The sequence below is a fragment of the Halovivax cerinus genome, assembly GCF_024498195.1.
GTDB lineage: Archaea > Halobacteriota > Halobacteria > Halobacteriales > Natrialbaceae > Halovivax > Halovivax cerinus.
On record NZ_CP101824.1, the window covers coordinates 2735085 to 2749778 of the forward strand.

Below are 14694 nucleotides of genomic sequence, written 5' to 3' on the forward strand. Positions count from 1 at the left end.
GTGGTGTGGGTCGAATCGGTCGGCGCCGTGACGATCGGTCGCTGGAGACGGTCTCCGGATCCGGTCAGGTCCAGCGCACCGGGACCGGACGGGCCGGTTCGTCGATCAGGCGCCTGGTTCCTTTTAGACGCCCGATTCCTTTTCCTTCTCCGCGCGGCCGCGTGCCATGAGGAACATGGCGACGTGCTCTGGTAGTGATTGCTCACCGTCCGTGACTGTAAAGCTGTCGCCACCGAGTTCGACGGGCCCGGCCCGCTCGACCGTCACCCGAATCTCGTGGCCGGTGAACGTCTCCGGGACGGCGTCGACCAGCGGGTCGAAGTCGTCGAGTTCGTCACGGGGAATGCGACGAACCGCGAGTGAACTCCCGCCGTGGAGGCTGCCGGGGAGTCTGATCAGCCGGTTGGTGTCGGTCGTCACCGGTTCGTCGATGGGGGCGTTCTCGGCGGTCACCGTCCGATCGGCGAATCGCTCGGCGAGCTGGGCGACGGCGGTGTGGACGGTCACGTTTCCGGCGGCGATCGCCTCGCGGTTGTTCGTCGCTGCGTTGAGTGCTGCCGTAGCCTTTCCGTCCCCGATCCCGTCGAAGGTCTGGAGTCGCTCTCGTGCCTCGTCTTCGTCCATCGAGAGGAGCTCGTCGACGAAGTCGACGAAGCGATCGTGGATGCGCCCGCCCCAGCCCCCTTCGGTACGAATCGTGCGGCGCTCGGTTGGCGTCTCCCTGCCCAGCCCCGCGACCGTCTCCGTCTCGATGAGGTGGTCGAACTCGAGTCCGATGCCGCGAACGTAATCGACGATCTCGCGACGGTGTTCCCGTTCGAGGTGGCGGATTTCGTCGTCGCGGACGTGGACGTGGTAGCCGCGGCCGCCGGAGAAGACGATCTCCATGTCGTCGAACCCGAAGTCGTCCTCGAGGAAGTCGAGGAGCCGTCGGAGCGCGTCCTTGCAGGTCGCGAGCATTTCGGCGTAGGAGTCCTCGCCGAGGGTGACGCCGGGCAGGTGATCCGCGTCGAGGTCGAAGACGAGATCGGACCGCTGCCACCCCTTCTCGTCCATCGAGTTCGCGCCCGGATCGTCGTACAGCCCGGCGGAGTAGTAGACGTGGCGCGGGCGTTCGCGTTCGAGGAAGGTCTCGATATCGCCGATGTCGAGGACGGATCGATGGCGAATCATCCGCGTGTTTGGGCCCGGCGACCAGGGAATGTACCCCCACTCCCTCGCCTCGACGGACGGGGGAGGTGTGATCGATGCGCGCCGATAGTAGTCCCTGAATCGGCCGCGAAGGTACGCACGCGTTCGCTCCTCCATTCGGCCCCCACTCGCCCGCGGGTACGTATAACTGTATTGGACGGGCCTCCAGACTCGGCGCCCGGTCCGGGGTTCTCGCTACCCGCGGACGAACTCGGAGAGGCGCTCGGTCAGGCCGGTATCGGTCGTCAGTTTGAGGTAGTAGGCGTCGCCGCCATCCTCGTAGTAGTTCTCGATGCGGCGGGTAATCTCGAAGCCGAGGTGTTCGTAGAACTGGAGCGCGTTCTCGTTCGTCGTGCGTGCGTGACACGTGACGGACCGATGCTGGTTCGCGACCTCGGACACCAGCCGTTTGCCGATGCCGTGTCCGCGACAGGTCGGATCGACTGCCAGAAAGAGGATATAGCCGTCGCGACGGACCGTGACGAAGCCGACCAGGTCCTCATCGCCGTGGTCGTGGACGATGCAGTAGACGGTCGATCGCCGGTAGGCATCCGAGAAGAAGTCCCACCGCTGCTTCAGGACCCCCTCGCGTTCGCGAATCCGCTCTTTGAGCTCCCAGGCATCGTCGACGAACTCGTCGCTGCCCGCAGAGACGACACGGCTATCGACGTTGACGCTCACTGTCTCTGGGTACCAGCGTCGTCACTATAATTCTGCCGGCACCCCATATTCCGAATCGATGCACATACCGCCGTGGAACGCGTCGACTCACGCATGCCGTACGAGCTTCGGCCGCACACGGCCGACGTGGCCGTCGCGGCTAGCGGACCGACCCTCGCCGCTGTCTTCGCGGCGACCGCGGAGGGGCTCGCCGCCGCGAGTTGTGACGACCGATCGGAGGCCGGGGAGGGACTCGCCGTCTCGGTCGAGGCCGAGTCCCGCGAGGCGCTGCTCTTCGAATACCTCGACGAACTCATCTACGTCCGCGACGTCGAATCGGTCCTCCCGGTCGACCACGCCGTCGACGTGCACGAGACGGAGGGGACCTGGGCCCTCTCGGGGAGCGCGCGCGGAATCCCGCTCTCCGAGATAGACGCTCGCGAGGTCAAGGCGGTCACCTACGCGGACATGCGCTTAGAGGAGACCGCGGACGGGTGGGAAGCGTACGTCGTATTCGACGTGTAACCCTCGTCGACCGCCACCACCCGCTTCAGGAGTCGCCGCCCGGTATCGGACATTGGAAGCCAGGTGCCAACGCCTTTTAGGACCGCCGACGGACCTACGGGTATGACCACCTACGACGCGAACGGCGTGACCCTGGAGCGGGTCCGCGAGTACGTCTGGGAGATACCACAGGACGGGGACATGCGGACCCCGGCGCGAGTACTCGCCAGCGAATCGCTCCTCGACGAGATCAGCGAGGACAAGACGCTCGAACAGCTCACGAACACGACCCACCTCCCGGGGATCACCGACTACGCGATCTGCATGCCGGACGGCCACCAGGGCTACGGTTTCCCCGTCGGTGGGGTCGGGGCGATGGACGCCGAAAACGGCTGTATATCGCCCGGAGCGGTTGGCTACGACATCAACTGTGGGGTAAGAATGATGACAACTAACCTCACCTACGACGACGTTCGGGGACGCGAACGCGAGCTCGTCGACTCGCTGTTCGCGAACGTGCCCTCGGGTCTCGGCGGCGGCGGCATCGTCGAGGCGGGGATCGACACCGTCGACGAGATCCTCGCACGCGGCGTCGACTGGGCGCTGGAGAACGGGTACGCCGTGCAGGACGACCTGCGTCACTGCGAGGACGAGGGCGTTCGCGAGGAGGCGGACCCGGCGATGATCTCGCAGAAGGCGAAAGACCGCGGAAAGAACCAGATCGGCTCGCTCGGGTCGGGCAACCACTTCCTCGAGGTCCAGCGCGTCACCGACGTCTTCGACGACGAGGTTGGTGCGGCGTTCGGCCTGACGGCGGACCAGATCGTCGTGCTGATCCACTGCGGTTCGCGCGGGCTGGGTCACCAGACGTGCAACGACTATCTGCGGAAGATCGAACAGCACCACCAGGGGCTACTCGCCCAGCTTCCGGACAAGGAACTCGCGGCGGCGCCGGCCGGGTCACAACTCGCCGAGGAGTACTACGCGGCGATGAACGCGGCGATCAACTTCGCCTGGGTCAACCGCCAGCTGATTATGCACCGAACCCGGGAGGTGTTCGAGCGTGTATTCGACCGTTCGTGGGAAGACATGGAGATGGATCTCCTGTACGACGTCGCACACAACATCGCGAAGAGGGAGACGCACACCGTCGGCGCGGACGAGACGGAACGCGAACTCTACGTCCACCGAAAAGGGGCGACGAGAGCCTTCCCTGCGGGCCACCCCGAGGTCCCGGCTGCCTACCGTGACGTCGGCCAGCCAGTCATCATTCCGGGGAGTATGGGTGCAGGAAGCTACGTCCTCCGCGGCGGTGCGGCTTCGATGGACCTCACGTTCGGTTCGACGGCTCACGGCGCCGGCCGCCTCATGAGCCGCACGCAGGCGAAGAACGAGTACTGGGGCGGTGACGTGCAGGACGAACTCGCGGCCGATCACCAGATCTACGTCAAGGCCCAGTCCGGTGCGACGGTCGCCGAGGAGGCGCCAGGGGTCTACAAGGACGTCGACGAAGTCGTGCGCGTCTCCGACGCACTCGGAATCGGCGACAGAGTCGCCAGAACGTTCCCTGTCTGTACCATCAAGGGCTGACGCGTCTCTCTCTCTCTCTCTCTCTCTCTCGCATCGGCAACGGCTGGGCTCGGGTGATCTCGATCGATCGCGGCTGGGGCCACTATCGAAACCCTGGCTCCAGTTGCGAACCTGGCTCTATTGGCGACGCGTCACGGCGATCGCGTGACAGTTCGATCGTCGCCCACCTCGACGTCACTGCAGTTTGAACGGACTGTCCTCGTCGTCCTCGTCGTCTTCGTCGACGTAGGGTTTTCTCGCACTGATCGTCACCGAGGCCTCCGGGTCGTCCTCGTCGGCCCAGGGACTCTCGTAGGCGGTGAGTTCGAGGTCGGTCACCTCCCAGCCTTCAGCCTCGATCAGTTCGACGAGCGTTCGGCCGTCCGCGAGCATCTCGTCTTCCATGGGCTACCCTCGATCCCCGGTCGTGTAGGTGTTGTGCCGTACGAGTGAACCCCTGGTGATACCCGTACAATCCGGGAGTTGCAGTCGAAGGACCCCTGCCGTATCCCGGGCCGAGAGTGACCCGTTTCGACGATGGAACCGGTTCGGTGGATCGGCCGACATGTACGCTTCAAATACAGTCTACTGACATGACTACGAGAGGTGCAGTTCGACCGACACACCAGCTGGAATGACGTTCGACGCACACGTCAATTGGACGGGCATTCGTGTGTCCGGTCCGCTGGATCGCCCTTCGCAGGGTCGGGTCGGTCACTCGCCCGCCGGATTGTCGACGTCGAGCGCTTCGGTGACGAGCCGCCTGTGTGCTCGTCGGAGACGTTCCGAGAGCGCCTGGTGGGAGATCTCGAGTTCCTTGGCGAGTCCCTCCATGTCTACGTCGCGCGGGATCTCGTAGTATCCCGATGCGAGCGCCGTCACGAGCGTCTCGTACTGCGCGTCGGTCAGACCGTACCGGCTCCGCTCGGTGAGTTCGAGTTCGTGTACTCTCGCGACGTCGATGGTGATCCCTGCGTCGGTCGCGGCGTCGTACGTCTCGGAGAGTGCGTCGCGTTCGGGGACGAGGACGCGAAGCCGCCACTGCGCGCCCGAGCCCCTCGCGTCGAGTATCGTCGCCTCCCTGTCCGTCAGGTGTTCGACCGTCTCGACCACGGAGTCGGCCCACCGGATCCGGTACCGGTGTTCGTCCTCGCTGTTTGCGAGTCGGTTCGCGCTATCGACGGTCGGGTCGTCCGCGAGCTGCGTATCCAGACCGTCGAGCGCGTCTGGCTCGCCCCGGAACTGCACGTGTGGCATCGTCGAAGCCGCGTCCGACGCGACGATCGGCTCGATCCGTACCTGGAGCGACGGGAGCCGGTCCAGTGATCGAGCGAGAGCGAACTCGTGAGCCGGTATCACGAGTTCGGCTGTCGTGCCCATAGGGGGGCAACCACCTCCAGTCAAATGAGTTGTCTTCAGTCGGCCGTGACCGTTCGCGCGTCCGATCGGTCCGTGGCTCCGGACCAGCCATCGTGTTCGGTTCTCGTCTGCGTCTCCGCCATCTACGGGCGGCGCAGACCGAGTGGCTGGGACCGTTCAGTAGACGCCGGGTATCGCACTGTCGAGCGACGCCGTCACTCCATCCCTCCTTCCCACTCACACAATCTCTCACACTCTCTTACTCACACATATTCTCTCTCACACCCTCTTACTCACACATATTCTCTCACACACCCTCTTACTCACACACATTCTCTCACACACATCCACTCCCTTACATCACTCTCTCGAACCACGTGACCCGAGGGGTTCACGGTGTTGGCCGTGATCCGGCGTCGGGGAACGAGTTTATGCGGGTTCGGCGTGAATAGCGTGGCGTGCTCACCGACTCGTTCGATCGCGACGTGACGGGCGTTCGCGTCTCGCTGACCGATCGGTGTAACTTCGACTGCGTCTACTGCCACAACGAGGGGCTGGGAGACACGCGGGGTCCCGCGGCACCGCGGGATCACGAGATGGGGGCGGACGACGTCGTCCGCTTCCTCGAGGTCGCAACCGAGTTCGACGTCGAGGCGGTGAAGTTCACCGGCGGCGAACCGATGCTACGTGAGGATCTGGCGGAGATCGTCGCTCGAACGCCCGACGAACTGTCGGTGTCGATGACGACGAACGGGACGTTCCTTCCCGGGCGCGCCGAAGCGCTCGTCGATGCCGGGCTCGATCGGGTCAACATCTCACAGGACGCGCTCGATCGGGAGACGTTCGCACAGGTTACACAGAGCGGGGCCTACGACGCCGTGTTGGAGGGCGTCGGCGCCGCGCTGGACGCCGGACTCGACCCCGTCAAACTCAACGTCGTGGTCTTCGAGCGGACGGCCGGCTACGTCCCCGAGATGGTCGAACACGTGGCGGCGAATCCGGGACTCAGACTCCAGCTGATCGAGTACATGCCCGAGTTGACTGGCAATCCGGAGTGGGCGATCGACATGGCGCGTGTCCACGACTGGCTGGCCGAACGAGCGGTAGCGGTCGCAAACCGCGAGATGCACGATCGGACACGGTACTGGATCGCGCCCGACGATGGGGACGAGCGTGGCGGCGAGGACCAGGTTCCGATCACCAGGGACTCGGTCGACGACGAGTCACCGCCGATCGACGACGCCTCGCTGGGACTGGTCGAGATCGTCGACCCGGTCGAGAACCCAACGTTCTGTGCGAATTGCCACCGCGTCCGCGTGACCCACGACGGGTTTCTCAAAGGCTGTCTCAACCGGACTGACGACCTGCGGTCGATGGGCGAGATGACGAACTCCGAGATCCGCGAGGCGTTTCGTGAGGTCGTGGCGAATCGCGTCCCCTTCTACGGCGAGTACATGGTGCGGACGGACGAGGGTGGCTGGGAGGTAAACGACGAGTACGTCGAGCCACGCGCGTCGGTCGACTGACGGGGACGGCGGGCGTCGCTGACTCCGTCCGCTCCTGTCAACCGATGGAAGAACTTTAGGTGGTCTGGAAAATGGAGCCACCTAGCATGCGATTCGACGACGCGTTCAAGGGAGGCCTCACCGTTCTCGGCATCGTCGCGATCGCTCTCGTGGCGGCGATCCTCGACGCTTCGTTGGATGTACCCAGTGAGACTGGCGGTGCGCCGGCGAGCCAGCAGTCCGGGCCTGTCGACCCGGTCGTCGTCCCCGAGATACCGCTGTTCGTTCAGGTGCTGGCGCTCGTCGTCGTGGCCTGTCTGGCGGGAGTTGTGGTGCTTTACATCGTCGACGAACCGATGGAGAGTCTCCTGATCGTCGTCGGTATCGTTCTCGGCGTGGCGCTCATTCTCGGGGTGTACACGCTGTTCAGCATCGTCGGTACCGGGCCCGGTCTTCGGGCCGGCGGATCCGAACCGACCGCTACCGGGATCGCGAGCTCGACCGAGGGGCAAGGCGGAAACGTAACTGCAGCGACGCTCTTCGCCGCCTCCCTCGGCGGCTTCTTCGTGGTATTCTTGGGGACGTTGGTGTACGTCCGCTGGCGAGGCGGTGAGACGGACCGGGCGGCGACCGACGAACCGGATCTGGACACTGACGCACCGGCAGTCGCGGTTGGCGCGGCTGCGGGCCGTGCGGCGACGCAGCTCGAAACGACCTCCCGACGGGATCTGGAGAACACGATCTATCGGGCATGGCAGGAGATGACGTCACTCTTACCGGTCGAGTCGCCGGACACAACGACGCCCCGGGAGTTCGAGGCGGCGGCGGTCGACGTCGGGCTGGAACGCTCCGACGTCTCGGACCTGACCGACCTGTTCGAGGCGGTCCGGTACGGGTCTCTCGAATCGACGCCCACCCGCGAAGAGCAAGCGATCGACATCCTTCGGCGGATCGAATCACGGTACGGGGCGGACGACGGGAACGAGGTCGATCGCAAATGAGACACCGGGCGGCCGTCGCCGCAGTCGTGAGTGTCGGGTCGTTCGTACTCGGGGTCGCCATCCTCGTTGGCGGTGTCCCCGGCGACGTGTCGATCGCCGTCTTGTTACTCGTTGGGATGGCGACCGCGATGGTTGCTGCTTGGTCCGTGGTCAAACGTCGCGGCACGCAGCGTCGGTTCGACCTCCCCTCGGTCGAACGGGGACGGGCGGCTCCGATTCCGGGAGCGACCCTCGAGGACGCGGTTGGCGAGTTCCACGAACGAACGACCGGAGCGGGACGGCCGGGCCGGCGAGCGGCGGCCGGCCTCTACGGGATCGCGATCGCCGTTCTCACCCGGTTTCGCGGACTGCCCGAGGACGACGCGACGGCGCTGCTCGACGACGGATCCTGGACCGACGATCCGTTCGCAGCCGGCTTGCTCTCGCCGACCCGCTCCGTGCCGTATCGGGATACGGGCCTTCGAACGAGGCTACTCCAGTACACGTCCCTCGTTCCGACGGCGACACTCCGCAATCGTGTGACGCGACTCATCGAGACGAAATCCCGGTACACCGTCGCCATCGAGCGGACCGCCGCAGCGGTGACGAGAATCAGCGACGAGGCTCGCGGCGGGACGATCCTTCGTGGGGAACCCGATCACGTCGAGCCACCAGCCGACGGTATCAGCGTCCGGACGACCGATGGTCCCGTCGCGGCGCCGACGGAAGCCGGCCACCACCGGACGGCGTACTGGAACGGCATCGGCCTCGTCGCGTTGCTTCCCATCACGGTCGGCCTGTACGCGCGCGAACCGGCTGTGGTCTTGCTTGGCGCCGTAGCCGTGGCGTTCGCCGGTGTGGCATCGATCACGCGGGCTCCGAAACCCGATATCGACGTCACAAGAACCATCACGCCGGAGGAGCCGAAACCCGGTGAGCGCGTCGACGTGACCGTCACGATCGAGAACGCCTCGGCTTCGACGCTGTTCGACCTTCGGTACGTCGACGGCGTTCCGGCCCCGCTCTCGGTCGTCGCGGGGTCGGCGCGTCTCGGGACGGCGCTCGGCGCCGGTGAGTCGGTCTCGTACGAGTACACGCTGCGAGCGAGCCGCGGCCGCCACGAATTCGATCCCGGGCTCGCGGTGACACGCGATCTGTTCCAGTCCGAAGAACGGGCGACGTACGTCCCATCGGAGTCGGTGATCGTCGCCGAACCGCCCCCGACGCCGCTGTCGCACGATCCGGCGCTGCGGCGGGTGGCCGGCACGTTCGGGTCGAGTTTCGCGACCGACGACGGCGGTGACGGAACGGCGTTTCACTCGGTGCGTGAGTACCGTCGTGGTGACCCGCTGAACCGCATCGACTGGAACCGTCGTGCGCGCACGGGTGAGCTCGCGACGCTGGAGTTCGAAGAAGAGTACGCCGGAAGCGTCCTTCTCCTCGTCGACGCCCGGGCCGCTGCGTACGTTACGCACGAGCAGGGCGCACCGCACGCCGTCGACCGGGCGGTCACGGCTTGCAGCCGGCTGATCCCGACGTTGCTCGAAGAGGGTCACCACGTCGGTCTCGCGGCGGTCGGTCCCGCCGTCCGTGCGGCGTCGACAGACACGTCGGCTGGAGCGTGCTGGATTCCACCCCACACCGGTCGGACACACGAGCGCCGACTCGTGGCCGCGATGTCGGGACACCCCCAGTTCTCACCGTCGGTTCCGACCGGCGCGACCCGATGGCGGACGCAACTTCGCGATCTCAAACGGCGACTCTCACAGAACGTGCAGGTGCTCTTCGTCTCTCCGCTCGTCGATAGTACCAGCGTGGAAATCCCTCGCCGACTCGAGGCGAGCGGGCACGCCGTCTCCGTTCTGAGTCCGGATGCGACGGCGACCGCGACGGTGAGCCAGCGTCTCGCACGTGTCGCCAGGCTCATCCGTCGGTTCGACCTGCAGCGAAGTGGCATTCCGGTGATCCAGTGGGATGCCGGCGAGACCATCGAGGGGGCACTCGCCGGCGACGGGCGGACCGTCGGATCTGGACCCGGCGTTCTGGATACCGGTTCGGACGAGTCCGGACGGGAGGCTACTCGGTCTGCAGGTGCGTCGACGGACGAACCGAACGACGCCCCGACGGACATCCCAGAACGGGTGTCACACGCCGTATCTGGGCCCGAAGCCGGTGATCGCTCGTGACGACACACGACGCTCGACCGTCGGTCGTCGCCGGGATGTGTGCCCTGATTGCAGGCGTCGTCGGCGTCGCTGTCGCGGTACTCGGATCGGCCGAATCGGCTGCCATCGCCGTCCTCGGATTCGGCTTGCTCGTCTGGGCCGTTCGACGTGGCGGAACCGTTCCGCTCGATCTGGGCGCGATGATCCTGTTCCTCGCACTGGTTCACGCGACGGTTCGATCTCCCGGCGTGGTCGTAGCGTTCGTCGGGTCGCTCGCGGTGGTCCTCGCCTGGGACTTCGGACACACGGCTCGTGACGTGGGGCGCCAACTCGGGCGGGAATCCCGGACGAAGCGGCTCGAGATCGTTCGAATCGGGACGTCGACGCTGGTCGGACTGGTCACCGTGACGCTCGCGTCCCTGGCTTTCCTCTCGGTTGGGACCGTCGGTTCCGTCGGTGCAGTGATCGCGCTGGTCCTGTCCGTCCTCTTCGTGACGATCGCGCTGGGTACCGGCGTCACCGCGGTACGCTCGCACGACGACGTGTTCAGGGACGTCTGAGAGTCGACTCGTGACCAATAACCGTACGTCGTCGTTACACGAGGGATACGGTGCCGTGCGACGGGGTCTCTTCTGGATAGGGGCCCGGCGTTTCGTTGCCCTTATGTACCCGAGGGGGTGTACCTTCGGGTACGTTACGCTGTAGGGGGTCCGCCCCCGAGTCCAGACGGGCGACGATAGAACGCGGGTCGTGGTAGCCAAGCAGGCCCAAGGCGCATGGTTGCTAACCATGTGGCGTCAAGCCTCCGGGGTTCGAATCCCCGCCACGACGTCCGTACCACAGAACAGGCTGGTGGGCCGAGCAGTCGGTTCCACCAGGGACACGCAGATACACGATACATGAGCGAGGAAACACCGCACGAATCCGAAGACGAAGACCTCCAGTACTTCGTTCGGATCGGTCAGACCGACCTCGACGGGACGAAGTCCGTCGAGCGGGCGCTGACCGGTCTCGACGGGATCGGCCGGCGAACGGCCAGGCTCGTCGCGAACGAAGCTGGCGTCGACCGAACCGCCACGTTCGGCGCACTCGACGAGGCCGCGATCGACGAGGTCGTCGGCGTCGTCGAATCGCTGGACGAACAGATTCCCGACTGGCTGACGAACCGTCCGGGCGACTTCTACACGGGCGAGACGGAACACGTGGTCGGCAACGACCTCGGTCTCACCCGACAGCAGGACATCAACCGGATGAAGATGATCGACTCCTACAAAGGTGCCCGCCACAAGCGCGGCCAGAAGGTTCGCGGCCAGCGGACCAAGTCCACCGGCCGCACCGAGGGGACGATCGGCGTCAACGTCGAGGAGATCCGCGAGGAACAGGCCGAGGAGGCCGCCGCTGCCGAAGAGGAGGGTGATGAATAATGGCGCTCGGAACCGACACCAAACACTACGAGACGCCGAACCACCCCTACCAGGGCGAGCGTATCGCGAGCGAACACTCGCTACTCGACCGCTACGGCCTGTCGAACAAGGAAGAACTCTGGCGAGCGCAGTCCGAACTTCGATCCTACCGACGCGAAGCTCGGGAGCTGCTGGGACAGGCCCAGGGCGACGAGGTCGTACAGCGGCGATCCGAGGAGTTCCTCGGTCGCCTGAAGCGCGTCGGCGTCCTCGACGAGGCCGAAGGACTCGGCGACGTTCTGGGACTGGAGATCGAAGACGTTCTCGAACGCCGCCTCCAGACGGTCGTCTACCGCAAAGGGCTGGCCAACACCCCCCAGCAGGCTCGTCAGTTCATCACGCACGGCCACGTCACGATCGGCGATCGTCGCCACCGCGTCCCCTCCTACGTCGTCGACGTCGACGAGGAAGACGACGTGGCGTTCGACGGGACCAGTCCGCTGGCCGACGAACTGCACCCGGAACGCGCGGAGGGCCAATAACATGAGTCAGGACGACGACAAGTGGGGTATCGCCCACGTGCACGCATCGTTCAACAACACCATCATGACCGTGACGGACCTCACCGGTGCGGAGACGATCGCGAAGTCCTCCGGCGGGACAGCGGTCAAACAGAACCGCGACGAAGCCTCGCCCTACGCGGCCATGCAGATGGCCGAGGGTGTCGCCGAAGAGGTCAAGGCAGCAGGTATCACCGGTCTCCACGTCCGCGTCCGCGGACCTGGCGGCAACCTCCAGAAGTCACCTGGTCCCGGTGCGCAGGCGACGATCCGGGCACTCGCACGCTCGGGTATCGAGATCGGACGCATCGAGGACGTCACGCCGATCCCACACGACGGATCGCGCGCACCGAAGGGCAAGGGCGGATTCTAGATCCATGGCAGCCGACTACGACGTCGAGTTCGTCGAACGCGCCGATCGGGAGGCCAGAATCCTCGTCCGCGGGATCACCCCCGCGTTCGCCAACGGCATCCGCCGGGCGATGATCGCCGACGTCCCAACGCTGGCGATCGACACCGTCCGGTTTATCGAGAACTCCTCGGTCATGTTCGACGAGCAACTGGGACTGCGACTCGGCCTCGTCCCGCTGACGACGCCGCGACACGACGAGTTCGGTGAGGAGGACGTCGTAACGCTCTCGATCGACGTCGAAGGTCCCGGAACCGCCTACTCCGGCGACCTCGTCTCTGCCGAACCGGACCTGGTGAAACCTGCCGACGAGAACGTCCCGATTATACACCTGAAGGACGGCCAGCGCCTCGAAGCGGAAGCCGACGCGGTCTACGACCGTGGAAAGGATCACGCGAAGCACCAGGGCGGCGTCGCCGTGGGCTATCGCCACCTTCAGCACGTTACAGTGGAGGGAGACCTCCCGGAGTTCGAGGACGAGGAGCGACGGATCGTCCGCGGCGTCATCGAGGACGACGGCGACCTGATCCCGACGAGCGAGTTCGGTCACGACCTGACCGAGCGCTATCCGGGTAAGGAGGTTTCCGTCGAAGACGTTCCGAACGCCTTCGTCTTCCACGTCGAGACCGACGGTTCGTTCTCCGTCGAGGAGCTGGTGACGCGGGCCATCGATTCGATCGACGACCGCGCAGCAGAACTGGAAGCAGCCGTACAGCTATAACAGAGACCAATGACCCGCCACCACACTTCGGACCCGACGTACGCCGGCGCCGCGAGCGACGAGACCGGCGACCGATCCGTTCGGATCGAAAGCGGTTTGAAGGGGCGGCGGGTAGACGGAAGTGCACGCAGGGATAGCCAAGTCAGGCCAACGGCGCAGCGTTCAGGGCGCTGTCTCGTAGGAGTCCGCAGGTTCAAATCCTGCTCCCTGCATCACTTCTGGGCGAGTTACACTCGCAAGCGGACCACACAGACTATCGGAGGATATCAATGAGTACGAAGACCAACCCGAGGCTCACAGACCTCATCGCCGAGTTGAAGTCTACGTCCCGCTCCCGGGACGCGGACGTCTGGCGCGACATCGCCGATCGCCTCGAGAAGCCCAGGTCGAACCACGCAGAGGTAAACCTGGGACGCATCGAGCGATACGCACGCGAAGACGAGACCGTCATCGTCCCCGGCAAGGTGCTGGGGAGCGGTCGTCTGCGCAAGAACGTCACCGTCGCCGCCGTCGACGCGTCGTCGTCGGCCGCGACGAAGATCGACCAGGTCGGCGAGTACGTACCGATCGAACAGCTGTTAGAAGACAACCCCGACGGATCCGACCTCCGGGTGATCGCATGAGCGTCGCCGAATTCGACGCCGACGTCGTCGTCGACGCCCGCGATTGCATCCTGGGTCGCGTCGCCAGCCAGGTCGCCCAGCGCGCACTGGACGGCGAACGCGTCGCGATCGTCAACGCAGAGGATGCCGTCATCACGGGCGACACGGAGGACGTGTTCGAGACCTACCGAACCAGAGCACAGCTCGGGTCCGACCGCGGCCCCAACTACCCGAAACGACCGGACACGATCTTCAAGCGCTCCGTCCGCGGCATGCTTCCGTACAAGAAGCCGCGCGGACGCGAGGCGTTCTCGAACGTTCGCGTCTACGTCGGCAACCCGTACGAGGGAGACGACGACCGCGAGGCGACGGTCCTCGAGGATACGTCGCTGGATCGCCTGTCGAACATTCGCTTCGTCCACCTGGGCGAGGTCGCAGATCAACTGGGTGCCAACGTCACATGGTAACGAACACGAGCGGAAAGAAGAAGACGGCCGTGGCGCGGGCCACCGTCACCGACGGCGAGGGCCGCGTCCGGATCAACGCACAGCCGGTCGAACTGGTCGAGCCGCAGATGTCGCGACTCAAGATGCTCGAGCCGTTCCGCATCGCGGGCGACGAGCTGCGAGACGGGATCGACATCACCGTCCGCGTCGAGGGCGGCGGTATCAGCGGACAGGCCGACGCCGTCCGCACCGCGATCGCACGCGGTATCGTCCAGCACACGAACGACGCCGAACTGCGCGACGCGTTCATGTCGTTCGATCGCTCGCTGCTGGTGAACGACGTTCGCCAGTCCGAATCGAAGAAGTGGGGCGGCCCCGGCGCACGGGCTCGCTACCAGAAATCCTACCGCTAAGGTGATTCAACTATGATGGTTCCGGTCCGGTGTTTCACGTGCGGCACGGTCGTCGCCGAGCACTGGGAAGAGTTCGAAGAACGCGCCCGCGAGGGTGACGAGGACCCCGCCGAGGTCCTGGACGACCTCGGCGTCGACCGGTTCTGCTGCCGGCGCATGCTCGTCAGCCACACCGACCTCGTGGACGTCGTCTCGCCCTACCAGTAA

At 65.4% G+C, this 14694-nt stretch carries 18 protein-coding genes and 2 tRNA genes; 16 read left to right on the forward strand and 4 right to left on the reverse strand.

Going from position 1 to position 14694, the window contains the following annotated elements:
• Window positions 1–123: 123 nt before the first annotated feature.
• Both priS and NO366_RS12875 read right to left on the reverse strand, forming a co-directional pair.
• Window positions 124–1308 carry a DNA primase small subunit PriS gene (gene priS / locus NO366_RS12870; RefSeq protein ID WP_256531194.1) on the reverse strand — a complete coding sequence of 395 codons (1185 nt, stop codon included), beginning with the start codon at window positions 1306–1308 and terminating at the stop codon, window positions 124–126.
• A 78-nt stretch (window positions 1309–1386) separates the two neighbouring features.
• The gene (locus tag NO366_RS12875; protein ID WP_256531195.1) at window positions 1387–1872 is read right to left on the reverse strand and encodes a GNAT family N-acetyltransferase; all 486 of its coding nucleotides are present in this window, start codon (window positions 1870–1872) and stop codon (window positions 1387–1389) included.
• Between the two features lie 93 nt (window positions 1873–1965).
• On the opposite strand from NO366_RS12875, the gene NO366_RS12880 reads away from it, so the two are divergent.
• A complete protein-coding gene (locus tag NO366_RS12880) occupies window positions 1966–2376 on the forward strand; it encodes an archease (protein WP_256531196.1) in 411 nt (136 codons plus the stop codon).
• Between the two features lie 102 nt (window positions 2377–2478).
• A complete protein-coding gene (locus tag NO366_RS12885) occupies window positions 2479–3945 on the forward strand; it encodes an RtcB family protein (RefSeq protein ID WP_256531197.1) in 1467 nt (488 codons plus the stop codon).
• Between the two features lie 174 nt (window positions 3946–4119).
• On the opposite strand, the gene NO366_RS12890 is transcribed toward NO366_RS12885, so the two are convergent.
• Both NO366_RS12890 and NO366_RS12895 read right to left on the reverse strand, forming a co-directional pair.
• A complete protein-coding gene (locus NO366_RS12890; protein ID WP_256531198.1) occupies window positions 4120–4329 on the reverse strand; it encodes a hypothetical protein in 210 nt (69 codons plus the stop codon).
• A gap of 309 nt (window positions 4330–4638) precedes the next feature.
• Complete coding sequence (locus NO366_RS12895; protein WP_256531199.1) at window positions 4639–5304, reverse strand: helix-turn-helix domain-containing protein; 666 nt, start codon at window positions 5302–5304, stop codon at window positions 4639–4641.
• Between the two features lie 437 nt (window positions 5305–5741).
• Between NO366_RS12895 and moaA the strand changes: the two genes are divergently transcribed.
• From moaA to NO366_RS12965, 14 genes are all read left to right on the forward strand, one after another.
• Entirely contained in the window at window positions 5742–6809 is a 1068-nt protein-coding gene (gene moaA / locus NO366_RS12900) for a GTP 3',8-cyclase MoaA (RefSeq protein WP_256531200.1), read from the forward strand.
• Window positions 6810–6895: 86 nt separating this feature from the next.
• Entirely contained in the window at window positions 6896–7789 is an 894-nt protein-coding gene (locus NO366_RS12905) for a DUF4129 domain-containing protein (RefSeq protein WP_256531201.1), read from the forward strand.
• Window positions 7786–9954 carry a DUF58 domain-containing protein gene (locus NO366_RS12910; RefSeq protein WP_256531202.1) on the forward strand — a complete coding sequence of 723 codons (2169 nt, stop codon included), beginning with the start codon at window positions 7786–7788 and terminating at the stop codon, window positions 9952–9954. Before NO366_RS12905 ends, NO366_RS12910 begins: the two co-directional genes overlap by 4 nt.
• Entirely contained in the window at window positions 9951–10493 is a 543-nt protein-coding gene (locus NO366_RS12915) for a DUF7519 family protein (protein WP_256531203.1), read from the forward strand. Before NO366_RS12910 ends, NO366_RS12915 begins: the two co-directional genes overlap by 4 nt.
• 187 nt (window positions 10494–10680) lie before the next feature.
• Window positions 10681–10764: transfer RNA gene (locus NO366_RS12920), tRNA-Ser, on the forward strand.
• Window positions 10765–10832: 68 nt separating this feature from the next.
• The gene (locus NO366_RS12925; protein ID WP_256531204.1) at window positions 10833–11357 is read left to right on the forward strand and encodes a 30S ribosomal protein S13; all 525 of its coding nucleotides are present in this window, start codon (window positions 10833–10835) and stop codon (window positions 11355–11357) included.
• Window positions 11357–11878, forward strand: coding sequence for a 30S ribosomal protein S4 (locus NO366_RS12930; protein WP_256531205.1), 522 nt, complete (start codon window positions 11357–11359; stop codon window positions 11876–11878). Before NO366_RS12925 ends, NO366_RS12930 begins: the two co-directional genes overlap by 1 nt.
• 1 nt (window position 11879) lies before the next feature.
• Complete coding sequence (locus NO366_RS12935) at window positions 11880–12269, forward strand: 30S ribosomal protein S11 (RefSeq protein WP_256531206.1); 390 nt, start codon at window positions 11880–11882, stop codon at window positions 12267–12269.
• Between the two features lie 4 nt (window positions 12270–12273).
• Entirely contained in the window at window positions 12274–13026 is a 753-nt protein-coding gene (locus NO366_RS12940) for a DNA-directed RNA polymerase subunit D (protein ID WP_256531207.1), read from the forward strand.
• Between the two features lie 127 nt (window positions 13027–13153).
• Window positions 13154–13238, forward strand: a tRNA-Leu gene (locus tag NO366_RS12945).
• Window positions 13239–13295: 57 nt separating this feature from the next.
• Window positions 13296–13649, forward strand: a complete 354-nt coding sequence (locus NO366_RS12950; protein WP_256531208.1) for a 50S ribosomal protein L18e — start codon at window positions 13296–13298, stop codon at window positions 13647–13649.
• Window positions 13646–14095, forward strand: a complete 450-nt coding sequence (locus tag NO366_RS12955; RefSeq protein WP_256531209.1) for a 50S ribosomal protein L13 — start codon at window positions 13646–13648, stop codon at window positions 14093–14095. The genes NO366_RS12950 and NO366_RS12955 overlap by 4 nt, the downstream gene beginning before the upstream one ends.
• Window positions 14089–14487 (forward strand): 30S ribosomal protein S9, encoded by a 399-nt coding sequence (locus NO366_RS12960; RefSeq protein WP_256531210.1) that lies wholly within the window; start codon window positions 14089–14091, stop codon window positions 14485–14487. The genes NO366_RS12955 and NO366_RS12960 overlap by 7 nt, the downstream gene beginning before the upstream one ends.
• A gap of 12 nt (window positions 14488–14499) precedes the next feature.
• Entirely contained in the window at window positions 14500–14694 is a 195-nt protein-coding gene (locus NO366_RS12965) for a DNA-directed RNA polymerase subunit N (RefSeq protein WP_007704759.1), read from the forward strand.